This is a genomic window from Ignavibacteriota bacterium (assembly GCA_016707525.1).
Lineage (GTDB): Bacteria > Bacteroidota > Ignavibacteria > UBA10030 > UBA6906 > JAGDMK01.
On record JADJHP010000003.1, the window covers coordinates 87,824 to 99,513 of the forward strand.

Genomic DNA, 11,690 nt, shown 5'->3' on the forward strand with positions numbered 1-11,690 from the left:
GACCGGTCACTCTTCCAGCGTCGTGAGGTCCTTCGGATCCTGCCCGAGTGCCCTCGCCTTCAACACGCGGCGCATGATCTTCCCGCTCCGCGTCTTCGGCAGCACATCCATGAACTGAATGCTGTCCGGCTTGGCGATGGGGCCCATCTCGTGCGCCACATGTGCACGCAACTCATCGATCAGCTTGTCCGTCTTCTCGATGCCGGACTTCACCGTGACGTACGTATGGATGGCATTCCCCTTCACCTCATGGGGGAGCCCGATCGCTGCGGCTTCGGCGACGGCCGGATGGCTCACGAGCGCGCTCTCGATCTCGGCGGTGCCCAGGCGGTACCCCGATACCTTGATCACATCGTCCACACGGCCGATCACCCAGTAGTATCCGTCCTCGTCACGGCGCGCGGAGTCGCCCGTCATGTACACGCCGGGGAACTTGGTCCAGTATTGCGCTTTGTACCGTTCGGGGTCCTTGTAGATCGTCCGCATCATGGCCGGCCACGGGGTCTTGATGATCAGGAACCCCTCCTCATTCGCACCGACCGGGGTCCCCTCTTCATTCACGATATCCATCTTCACCCCGGGGAACGGGCGCGTGCCTGAACCAGGCTTCAGCGCCACAGACGGCATCGGCGTGATCATGAACATCCCGGTCTCCGTCTGCCACCAGGTATCCATGATCGGACATTTCCCCTTGCCGATCACCCGGTGGTACCATTTCCACGCTTCGGGGTTGATGGGTTCACCGACGGAGCCCAGCAGGCGGAGCGACGACAGGTCGTGCCGGTTCGGCCAGTTCTCTCCGAATCGCATGAGTCCGCGGATCGCCGTGGGCGCCGTATACAGGATGTTGATCCCGTACTTCTCCACCATCGACCACCACCTGTTCGGATACGGATAGGTGGGTGCTCCTTCATACATGAAGGACGTGGTGCCGTTCAGCAGCGGGCCATACACGATGTAGCTGTGGCCCGTGATCCATCCCGGATCCGCGGCACACCAATACCTGTCCTCCTCATGGATATCGAAGACGTACTTGAGAGTGGTGTATGTCCCCACCATGTACCCGCCATGCGTGTGGAGGATCGCCTTGGGTTTGCCGGTGGTGCCTGACGTGTACAACATGAACAGCGGGTCTTCGGCGTCCATCACTTCGATATGGCAACCGCCGCCGGCGATCGGGAGCGCCATCAACTCGTGATACCACATGTCGCGCCCGGATTCCATGTTCACCGGCTCACCGGTGCGCTTCACCACGAGCACGCTTTCCACCGTTGCCGCACGCTGGAGTGCTTCATCGGCGATCGCCTTCAGTGGCACGACCTTGCCGCGCTGGTAGGACCCGTCCGACACGATCAGCACCTTGGACTGGCTGTCCTCGAGGCGCTCGTGGAGCGCTTCCACCGTGAACCCGCCATACACCACCGAGTGGATCGCCCCGATACGCGCACATGCCAGCATACCGATCACGAGTTCCGGGATGCGGCCCATGTACAGCGTGACACGGTCGCCCTTCTGCACGCCCAGGCTCCGCAGCACGTTCGCAAAGCGGCAGGTGTCGCGACGGAGCGCGAAGTAGCTGAACGACTTGAAATCGCCGTTCTCTCCTTCCCACATGAGTGCCAGTTTGTTGCGCCGGGCTGTTTCGGTGTGGCGATCGAGACAGTTGTAGACGATGTTCGTCTTGCCACCCGTGAACCATTTGTAGAACGGCGGATTGGTGTCGTCGAGCACCCTGTCCCAGTGTTCGAACCAGTGCAGTTCATTCGCCTCCTTCGCCCAGAAGCCTTCGAGATCGCGCTCGGCGTCGGCCGCGAGCTTGTTCCAGTCAGGGACATGCGCGTGGCGGACCACGTCAGCGGATGGATAGAACACTTCACCGGACATGTGTGTGTCTGGCATGACGCTCTCCTGGGTGGTTGGGTTGAGTGATCGTTACATGGAAAGGCTAAAACTGCCGGGTCCCCCGACCACGGTCAGCATCGGCTCGAACATCGCATTCGCTTCCTGGCACTCCACGACCACCTGCGCAAACCGCGTGAAGCGGCCGGCAGGGACCTCGAAGGCGGCTTTCAGGATAGGCTTCCAGTCCTCGGATGACCCGCTGCCCAGGCCCACCATCGACTCGACCGTATGGGTGTCCGATGCACCGGCAAGCCGCTGCAGGATCGATTCCGCAAGTTTCTTTTCGCGATTGAGAAGGCGTTCCAGCGTCTTGATATCCGTCTTCCTGGTGGCCGCGGAGACGCGCGCCCGTTCGGAGTCGTGCCGCCCTCCCCGCGACGGCGATGTCTCTGCGGGAAGCATCCGCTGGACATGGGCATCGAGGACGAAGGCATGCACGCGCCACGTGCTGAGCGTGGAAAGCCCGACCAGGATCTCGAACAATGCATCGCGCCGGAGATCGACGCGGCGCAGAAGATCGTTCCGGCCGAACACCACGGTGCCCGGTTCAGCGGGAAGGACGAGTGACCGCAGCCGCAGCGTATTCACCAGGGATTCGTGAACGTTGCGGTGTCTGATGGATTCCTGCTTGCCCAGAAGCAACATGCCTGTCCTGCTCACACTTGCTTCCTGGTTCTTCAGCGTGCTGAGGAAGAACCTCATGCCGGCATGATCGAAGGCAAAGATCTCGCTGCCGCGCTCCACACCGTCGACGCCGACGCCGAAGGCGTGCGGGGATGGCGTATCCTGCAGAGAGATCAACCCGGCCGCAAGAACGAAGGCGGTCTGCTCATCGAATGCAATGCGCACACGCACTGACGGCGTATGCAGCGGCGATGGGGGATCGGGGACGTATGGCTCAGCCGGTGCGGGCGCAGGCGCAGGCTGATGCGGCGGAACGAACGGCGCCGGTGCTTCCACCGGAATTCGGGGCGCAGCAACCTGAGAAACCGCGGGCCGCTTCGGTTCGGGAACAGATGATGGTGGCACCGGTGGGGTGACCGGTACAGGCCGGGAGAGTTCAACCGGCGGATGCGGAACAGCTACAGGACGTGACGCCTCAACCGGTGGTTTCGGAACAGCGAGGGCGGAGGCCTCAACCGGCGGTTTCGGAAAGCGACGAGGACGTGACGCCTCAACCGGTGGTTTCGGAACGGCCACAGGCCGTACCTGTGGCGCCGCTGGATCGGAAGCCTCGATGCGCCGGGGTGTTGGAGCCACGACCGACGTGGGAGCGTCGGGGGTGACCTCCGGAACAGGCCGCGGAGCCGGCGGTGCAGAAGCAGGGACAGGAATTTCGGGAACCGGAAAAGGCTTCCGCAGCGGCTCCTCTTTCAGCGGGGGCGGAGGAGGTGTAGAAAACAGCGCGGGCTTCTGGTGGACCGGCGGAGGAGGCGGAGCGGCGCCTTCCGCGGCAAGTCGTTCCACTTCGCCGACCATCCTGCGGACGACCGCATCAGCTTCCTCTGCCGGCACCCCACCGAGGGATGTGCGGAGGGCAGAGCTCCTGGCAAGTGCTCCCAGGAGTTCACCGAGGAGTGCGGCACCCATGATGTCTTTCATCACGCCCCTTCGTTCAGACCGGTGTATTTCATAGAACGCCTCTCAGACGAAGATACATATTGCGGGCGAAAACATCAAACTTGCGAGTGGTTTCAGGTTTTGGTACGTTAGTGAAACATTCCCTGACTCTTCTTCCTCCGAAAGAGCATCTTACAAGTGACACAGCGATCTCCCCGGCTGTTGCCGGACGACGAGCTTATCGGGCTGGCCCGCGGGGGCGACGCGCGGGCATTCACGGAGCTCGTGAAGCGCTACGAGGACACGGTGTATCGGTTCTCGTACAAGATCTGCCGGGACAGCGAGGCGGCATCGGAGACCCTTCAGGACACGTTCATCAATGTGTACCGCAAATTGAACAGTTTTGACGGGAAATCCAAGTTCTCGACCTGGCTGTACACGATCGTGACCAATAATTGTCTGATGAAGCGCCGGAAGCGGAAGAGCGATCTGATGGAAGAGTCCCTCGAGGCCTACGATCATCCCCCCGGCCAGTCCGGCGGCACGCCACGGCAGAAACCGGTACACACACCGGAGACGCCGGCGGATGTCGTGATCGGGCGTGAACTCAAGACCTTGCTCGAAGATGCCATGGCAAAGCTTCCTGAAGAATATCGTGTGGTCTTCACCATGCGGGATGTCGAGGGGCGATCCACGGAGGAAACCGCCGGGGTGCTCGGACTGTCGGTGGAAGCCACCAAGTCGCGCCTTCGCCGTGCACGGGCGTTCCTCCGCGACCAACTGCAGCCACACCTGACGGCACATCCGGAGATCCTGACATGAAGTGCGGGGACGTGTATCTCCATATATGTGACCACCTCGACGAGGACATCAATTCCGAGCGTTGCCGCCAGATCAAGCAGCACCTTGCAGAATGCCCGAATTGCAGCGAATACCTGAGCTCGCTCAAGCAAACGATCACGTTGTACCGTGCCCTCCCCCCTCCGCGCATTCCGGCAGGAGCGCATCGCGACCTGTTCAAGACGATCTCATCGCTTACGGCAGAAGCGGCACCGGGGGCATCAAAACGCGGACGGAAAGCGAAGCGGGCCTGACCCTTCCGGCCCCCACCGTGCATCCTATGGACACAATTCGGGGGTCCCGTCCACACAGTACAGGAGTTTGATCGCATGACAAAGAACGTAGGTCCGGCTGACCGGATCGTCCGCACCCTGCTCGCCATCGTCCTTGGCATTTTGATCTTCACCGGCGAAGTGACCGGCACGCTTGCTATCGTCCTCGGTGTCCTGGCTGTCGTTCTGCTCGCGACAAGCGCCGTGAGTTTCTGCCCGCTGTACACCATCGGGAAGATCTCCACCGCAAAGGACGGGGCGAAGAAGTAATGGGTCCGTCGTCCGGGAGTCCGATCTCCGGTTCGATGCAGGTCGAGGAGTTGTTGGAACGATATCCGATGGCAACGGGACTTCTGCTACAGCACGGGGTCCCCTGTCTCGTGTGCGGTGAACCGGTGTGGGGCACGCTCGGCGAGGTTCTGGGAAGCCATGGCAAGAAGCCGGAGGAGGCCGCCGCGATCGTGCAGGAACTCAAGAAGGAGCTGGAGGTGAAACCCCTATGATGCGTAGCATATGGTTCAAACGCGCGGCTGCGGTGCTGCTTGGCAGTGCCGGCGGCTTCGCGTACTATTATTTCATCGGGTGTGCGAGCGGAACATGTCCGATAACGTCCAGCCCGTACATCAGCACGGGATACGGGGCGTTGATCGGCGTGATACTCACAACAGGACGGAAGTCATGACGACCATCGGGGTGGTGCTCGGGATCTTCGCCTCGCTGCTGATCATACTGCAGCTCGTGATCGTGATCAATGCGAAGAAACGGAGAGGGCGCCGTATCCTCGGCGTGGGTGGGCCACTCGGTGAGGCGGTCAATTCGGGCGACCGCGTTCTTGCCTATTTCTACTCTCCGACCTGCTCGGAGTGCAAGACCCAGACGCCGATCATCGACATCCTTCAGCGCGAATACCCCAATGTGTACAAGGTCGACGTTGCGGAGCATTTCGAAGCCGCGCGGGCATTCGGTGTGATGGCGACGCCGACGACCGTCCTCGTTGACCAGAGCAAGATCGTCGACGTCTTCGTCGGCACCCGCAGTGAAGCGGTCCTCCGGGAAGCACTGCTGTAACACTCTCCTGTCTCAGGTGGCGGAGCCGGACAACCGGCTCTTCCTCCATCCGAAGACGGCATACACCACGAGTCCGGCGGCAAGCCACGTACCGAAACGGATCCACGTGATCTCCGGCAATCCCATCATCAGGTAGATGCAGCTCGCGATCCCGAGGATCGGGACCAGAGGCACCAGCGGCGTGCGGAAATGCACGTTTCCGGTGGGGGTCCTTGACGCGGAGCACGATCACACCGGCACACACGAGCATGAATGCGAACAGCGTCCCGATGTTCGTCAACTCAACGATCTCATTGATGTTCGCCACCGCGGAAACGACCGCAACCCCAACACCGGTCCAGAACGTCGTGATGTGCGGCGTCTTGTATTTCGGGTGCACGCGGGAGAAGTACGCCGGCAATAATCCATCGCGCGACATCGCAAAGAAAATGCGGGGCTGGCCGTACTGGAAGACCAGAAGGACCGCGGTCATGGAGACCACGGCGCCTACGGCAACGATCCCCGCGGAGACATCGGAGTGGACATACGCGAATGCCGCCGCCAGCGGGTCCGCGACGCCCAGGTGCTGCCACGGCACCATCCCGGTGAGCACGAGCGCCACCACGATATAGATCACCGTACAGACCGCCAGTGATCCGATGATGCCGATCGGCAGATCGCGTTCCGGGTGTTTGCATTCCTCCGCGGCGGTCGAGATCGCATCGAACCCGATGTAGGCGAAGAAGATGAGCGAGGCGCCGACCCACACGCCGGAGAACCCATTGGGCATGAACGGCGACCAGTTCTCGGGTTTCACGAATTGTGCGCCGGCATAGACGAAGAACATCAGGATGACGAGCTTCACGATCACCATGACGTTGTTGACCCGTACGGACTCCTTGACGCCGATGATGAGCAGCCAGGTGATGACCGCCACGATGCCAACGGCAAGGGCATTGAAGATGATGGGGATGCCGAGGAAGGTGGGGTGTGCACGCCAGGCTTCGAGCGGCAGAAGGAGCGAAGCATCCACCTGTCCACCCGCTTTCAGGGCCGCCTCGGCCGCCTGGGCAGCGGATCGATAGTCCACCGCCAGCCAGGCCGGGATGTGCCATCCGATCCCCTCGCAGAGCTGATGGAAGTAGGCGGCCCAGGCGATGGCGACCGCGACATTCCCTACCGCATATTCGATGATCAGGTCCCACCCGATGATCCACGCAACAAGCTCACCCAGCGTCGCATAGGAATACGTGTACGCGCTTCCCGAGATCGGCACGAGCGACGCGAATTCCGCGTAGCAGAGCCCGCAGAACGCGCACGCGACCGCCGTCAGTCCGAACGAGAGGACGATCGCCGGGCCGGCACCGGGGCGCATCGCATCACCCGCCACAGCGGTCCCGATGGTGGCGAAGATGCCTGATCCGATGATCGCGCCGATACCGAGCATGACGATGTCGAATGGCCCGAGCGCCCTCTTGAGCTGATGCTCGGGGTTCTCCGCCTCGCGCATGATCGCATCAAGGCTCTTCGTGCGGAACAATTGACGGAACATGTTCCCTCTGGATGGTGCAGGTGAGAACAGCGGAACCCCGCAGGCACCGGGGTGTACGGCGCGCTGCGTGGGCCACGAACGGATCAGTTGAAACGGTACTTGCGGTAGGTGCTCACGCCTTCCTGCAGGACGACCTTGAAGAAGCCTGCGACCGGCACGGCGAGCAGCATGCCGAGGATCCCAAACAGCTCTCCGCCGATCATGATCGCGATCAGAACGAGGACCGGATGCATCTCCACGCTGGAGGCGACGATCGTCGGTGCCACAACGAAATCGTCGAGCAATTTCAGGATGAAGTACGCGATGATCACAGGGGTCGCACTGTTCAGATCGCCGCTCCCCAGCACGGCAACGATCGCCGCGGGGATCACCCCGGCGATGGGTCCGACATACGGGATCAGGTTGGCGAGACCGGCAAAGACACCCAGGAACACGAAGTAATTCACACCGAGGATCCAGAGCGCAAGGATGGACATGAGGCCGAATGCCACGGCATCCACGAACTGGCCACGGAGATAGTTCCCCAGCTGCATGTCCATCTTGTACAGCAGGTCCAGGGTGAACTCAAAGTACCGGTTCGGCACCATACTCACCAGTTTCTTCTTCATCTCCCTGCCGTCCTTGAGGAAGAAGAACATCAGGAACGGGATCGTCACCGCATTCACGATCAGACTGAGGGAATCGCTCAACAGGAATGAGAAGACACGTTCGGCGATGGATTGTTTGATGGTAGCGATGCGGCCGAGGAGGTCAAGGTCCTCAAGCCCGAGGAACGCGAACGAGGTCTTCAGCGAGCGTTCGATCCCCCGGATCGCCTCCGCGGCCTGTTCGGTGGTCGCGCCCGACTGCAACGCGCCCATCTGGTCCATGATGGCCGGGACAAGGAGATACGCCGTTCCACCGATGACCAACGTCAAGGTGAGCACGACGAGAACGACGGCAAGCGTCCGGCTCATCCCCCGCGCCTCGAGTGCCGTGGCAGCGGGATCCAGGATGTACGCCAGGAGCAACGAGAGGATGACCACCTGCGCCGCACCTCCGAGAAAGAGCAGGAGGATCGCGATCGTCATCGCGGCCAGCAGCGGCACCAATTCGTGCGACGGACGCGTCGGAGGAATGGTCGGGGTCATCGGGCCGCCGGGCCGTTCAGCGCGTTCACGCGTTCTGTCAACGCCAGCACCTGGACGTTCGCCTTGCGCAATCTGTCACCCAGGATCTTCGCAAGCCGGATCACGATCTTCACCCCGAAGCGCGGGTCGCGTTCGATGAGTGCGAACAGGTCGGACTGAAAGAACCCGAGGATGAGGCAGTGGGTCCTGGCCACGACCGTTGCAGAACGTGAGGTCTCATCGAGCAGAGAGACCTCACCGAAGAAGTCGCCATCCCCGAGGGCCGAGAGCTGCACGTCGTCGCGGCCGGAGATGACCGCGGCTTCACCGGACTGGATGATATACATCCCGAGGCCCGGCTCATCCTGACGGATGATCACTTCACCCGGAAGATACTCACGCTTGTGCAGGACGCGTCCAAGGGCCGCGAGTTCACGTGGCGAGAACCCTTCGAAGACCGGGATCTTCTCGAGGATGGCCTGCAATGCTTCGTCGGGCTTCGCTTTACGATTGTAGCCGAAGACCCGCGCGCGGAAGTCGTTCATGGTGTAAGGCCTCAGTGGGGGATCGATCGGTGCAATATAGGGGATTCGGTGGTAAAAATCACCACCTACCGCGAGAGGAGAAGCGTTCCGTACTTCTCAACGATACTCCGGACCTCCTCGAGGCGGATCGGCTTGCTCAGGAAATCATCCATGCCGGATGCCATGCACGCCTCACGGTCGTTCGCCATGACATTGGCTGTCAGGGCGACGATCTGGGGTCTGTCATCCCCGGTGTAGCGCTCCCGGATGATCCGGGTGGCGCGGAGGCCGTCCATGACGGGCATCTGGACGTCCATGAAGATCAGGTCATACTGTTGCCGTTCAAGAGCATCGATGGCTTCCTGGCCGTCGGCGGCCACATCCGCACGATACCCCATCTTGCGCAGGATCGCGAGGGCCAGGGCCTGATTCACGGGATTGTCCTCCGCGACCAGGATCCGCAGCGGCAGCCGCAGCGCCAGCGTTTTGTCCAGGACCGTGCTGCCCACCGCACGTATCTGCTGGGGGGGGCCGCCGGGTGCCAGACGGATGGCCTTCAGGATCTGCGCAGGCTTCACCGGCTTGAGGGTTTGACCGGCGAAGAGTCCGACAACGTCCTCGCGCACCATGCCCGCTCCCGTAGCCATGAGGACCATGGGCAACGAAGCTCCGGTCGCGAGGGTGCGGACATGGCGTGCAAACTCGATCCCGGACATCTGAGGCATGACCGCATCAACCAGGAGAACGTCCACATGCCCCCCGGCGGCCAGCGTAGCCAGAGCCCGGGCAGGATCCGTGAATGCACGGACGCGCATCCCTTCCGATTCGCACACCCGTTGCAGCAACGCTGTCACGGTCGTATTGTCATCCACGATCATGATATCGGTCGGACCAGCAGGCCTCTTCCCGTCAGCCTTCTCTTTCGGCGCCACCGCGGCGACCGGAACGCACAGAGCGAAGAAGAATGTCGCACCCAGCCCCTCCGTGCTTTCTACCCAGATGCGCCCCTCCATCAGTTCCACCAGGCGCTTGGATATCGCCAGGCCGAGCCCCGTGCCACCATATTTACGATTCACGGAACGGTCGGCCTGCGAAAACGGCTGGAACAACCGGTGCCTCGCGGACTCGGCGATGCCAATGCCTGTATCCTTCACGCTGACGAGGAGTTCAACCCGATCACCATCGGTCAACCGGCCCACGGCATTGACCGCAACCTCCCCCTGTTGCGTGAACTTGACGGCATTGCCGACGAGATTCGCGAGTACCTGACGGACACGGGAGGCATCGCCCATCAGGACCTCGGGAACCGTTGGGTCCACGGACCCGATCAATTCGATGTTCTTTTCTGCGGCTTTCCCTGCGAAGAGATCGAGCACCTCTTCGATGCAGGAGTGAAGAGAGAAGGGCTCCCGCTCAAGGTCGATCCGTCCCGATTCCACTTTCGAGAAATCCAGGATCTCATTCAGGATCCCCAGGAGCGATTCCCCGCTGTTCCGGATGGTCTCGGCATATTCGCGCTGCTCTTCGGTGAGCCCGGTCTCAAGGAGCAGACTGGTCATGCCGATGACGCCATTCATCGGCGTGCGGATCTCATGGCTCATGGCAGCGAGAAAACTCGCCTTCGCTCTCCCTGCTTCCTCCGCCTCGTCTTTCGCAAGGCGCAGCTGTTCCGCATAGAGCCGGAGTTCCTCTTCGGACTGCTTTCGCTCCGTGATGTCCTGCATCGTCGAGCGAATACCGATCACGTTCCCTGCACTGTCCAGCTGTACACGGTCCTCGACAAGGACCGGCACTTCCGAACCATTGCTCCTGCGGAACACCCGCTCATACGGCTCCTTGGGAGCGGCCTCACCGTTCATCTTGCGGGCGACCGCCTTGCGGGAGGTCTCCGGGTCGGCAAGAAAATCCCACACCGGACGGCCGAGCATCTCTTCTTCGGAATATCCGAGCATGGCCTGCTCGGTCCGGTTCACACGCGTGAAGATACCGTTCCTGTCGATCTCATGGTACCCCACCGGTGCATCGTCGTACAGGTCGCGGAACCTCTGTTCGCTTGCCCGCACGGCTTCCTCCGCCTCCCGGTCTTCGGTGATGTCCCGGAAGATACCGAAGGCCCCGGCAAGGACGCCGCGCCCGTCGAATTGAGGTGTTGCGGTAACGAGGAGTGTCCGGTGCTTGCTGTCCGGACGGCGGATCATGATGTTGTACGTGCTGCGGATGCCGGTCCCGCGGATGCGGGTCTGTTCCCGGATGGACGCGAACACCTCCGGCGTGGTGAACTCACCGATGCACCGCCCCTTCAACGTCCCCTCTTCTACACCGAAGATCGTCTCCGCTGCCGGATTCACGAACGTGAACCGCTCGTCGAGATCGACGAAGACGATCCCCTCCCCGGTATTCTCGATCAGCGTGCGGTACAGCTCTTCGCTGGCCCGGAGTTTCTGTTCCGCGTGATGGCGGTACAGTGCCATCTCCACCGTCGTAGCAAGCTCGCGTTCATCGAACGGCTTCAGGACGTAGCCGAACGGACCGATCTGCTTCGCCCGATGGAGGGTCTCCTTATCCGAATACGACGTCACAAAGATGACCGGCACATCGACCTCGGCCCGGATCTTCTCCGCGGCGGTGATGCCGTCGTACTCACCGTCCATCCCGATATCCATCAGCAACAGGTCGGGCCGATGCTCTATCGCTGCATGATAGGCATCCACCCCGCTGCCGACCACAGCAACGACTGAGCAGCCAAGCGCGAGCATGCGCTTCCGCAGATCGGCAGCGACGATGCGTTCGTCGTCGGCAATGATGACCCGGGCATTCTCGGGTGTCATGAGACCATTCATACGACTCCATAGTGCAAGAGCTGTACCAACGAGGGAATGCCCGG

The 11,690-nt window shown here is 61.6% G+C and carries 11 protein-coding genes and 1 pseudogene; 6 read left to right on the forward strand and 6 right to left on the reverse strand.

Going from position 1 to position 11,690, the window contains the following annotated elements:
* Positions 1 to 6 precede the first annotated feature (6 nt).
* Together acs and IPI01_06585 are read right to left on the reverse strand one after the other, a co-directional pair.
* Complete coding sequence (gene acs, locus IPI01_06580) at positions 7 to 1,899, reverse strand: acetate--CoA ligase (GenBank protein MBK7257459.1); 1,893 nt, start codon at positions 1,897 to 1,899, stop codon at positions 7 to 9.
* 33 nt (positions 1,900 to 1,932) lie between these two features.
* Positions 1,933 to 2,862, reverse strand: a complete 930-nt coding sequence (locus IPI01_06585) for a GvpL/GvpF family gas vesicle protein (protein ID MBK7257460.1) — start codon at positions 2,860 to 2,862, stop codon at positions 1,933 to 1,935.
* Positions 2,863 to 3,660: 798 nt separating this feature from the next.
* Here IPI01_06585 and IPI01_06590 point away from each other — a divergent pair.
* The 6 genes from IPI01_06590 to IPI01_06615 all read left to right on the forward strand — a co-directional run bounded on the left by IPI01_06590 (position 3,661) and on the right by IPI01_06615 (position 5,642).
* Positions 3,661 to 4,284, forward strand: coding sequence for a sigma-70 family RNA polymerase sigma factor (locus IPI01_06590; protein MBK7257461.1), 624 nt, complete (start codon positions 3,661 to 3,663; stop codon positions 4,282 to 4,284).
* On the forward strand, positions 4,281 to 4,556 hold the full coding sequence (locus IPI01_06595; GenBank protein MBK7257462.1) for a hypothetical protein: 276 nt from the start codon (positions 4,281 to 4,283) through the stop codon (positions 4,554 to 4,556). The genes IPI01_06590 and IPI01_06595 overlap by 4 nt, the downstream gene beginning before the upstream one ends.
* 75 nt (positions 4,557 to 4,631) lie before the next feature.
* Entirely contained in the window at positions 4,632 to 4,844 is a 213-nt protein-coding gene (locus tag IPI01_06600) for a DUF2892 domain-containing protein (GenBank protein ID MBK7257463.1), read from the forward strand.
* The gene (locus IPI01_06605; GenBank protein MBK7257464.1) at positions 4,844 to 5,077 is read left to right on the forward strand and encodes a DUF1858 domain-containing protein; all 234 of its coding nucleotides are present in this window, start codon (positions 4,844 to 4,846) and stop codon (positions 5,075 to 5,077) included. The genes IPI01_06600 and IPI01_06605 overlap by 1 nt, the downstream gene beginning before the upstream one ends.
* Complete coding sequence (locus IPI01_06610; protein MBK7257465.1) at positions 5,074 to 5,256, forward strand: hypothetical protein; 183 nt, start codon at positions 5,074 to 5,076, stop codon at positions 5,254 to 5,256. Before IPI01_06605 ends, IPI01_06610 begins: the two co-directional genes overlap by 4 nt.
* A complete protein-coding gene (locus IPI01_06615) occupies positions 5,253 to 5,642 on the forward strand; it encodes a thioredoxin family protein (protein ID MBK7257466.1) in 390 nt (129 codons plus the stop codon). The genes IPI01_06610 and IPI01_06615 overlap by 4 nt, the downstream gene beginning before the upstream one ends.
* 12 nt (positions 5,643 to 5,654) lie before the next feature.
* On the opposite strand, the pseudogene IPI01_06620 reads toward IPI01_06615, so the two are convergent.
* The 4 genes and pseudogenes from IPI01_06620 to IPI01_06635 form a co-directional block, all read right to left on the reverse strand.
* Positions 5,655 to 7,173 (reverse strand): annotated as a pseudogene (locus tag IPI01_06620) (amino acid permease).
* Positions 7,174 to 7,256: 83 nt separating this feature from the next.
* Entirely contained in the window at positions 7,257 to 8,303 is a 1,047-nt protein-coding gene (locus IPI01_06625) for an AI-2E family transporter (GenBank protein MBK7257467.1), read from the reverse strand.
* Complete coding sequence (locus IPI01_06630) at positions 8,300 to 8,827, reverse strand: cyclic nucleotide-binding domain-containing protein (GenBank protein ID MBK7257468.1); 528 nt, start codon at positions 8,825 to 8,827, stop codon at positions 8,300 to 8,302. Before IPI01_06630 ends, IPI01_06625 begins: the two co-directional genes overlap by 4 nt.
* Before the next feature lie 65 nt (positions 8,828 to 8,892).
* Positions 8,893 to 11,646: a response regulator gene (locus IPI01_06635; GenBank protein ID MBK7257469.1), complete on the reverse strand. Its 2,754-nt coding sequence runs from the start codon at positions 11,644 to 11,646 to the stop codon at positions 8,893 to 8,895.
* Positions 11,647 to 11,690 lie beyond the last annotated feature (44 nt).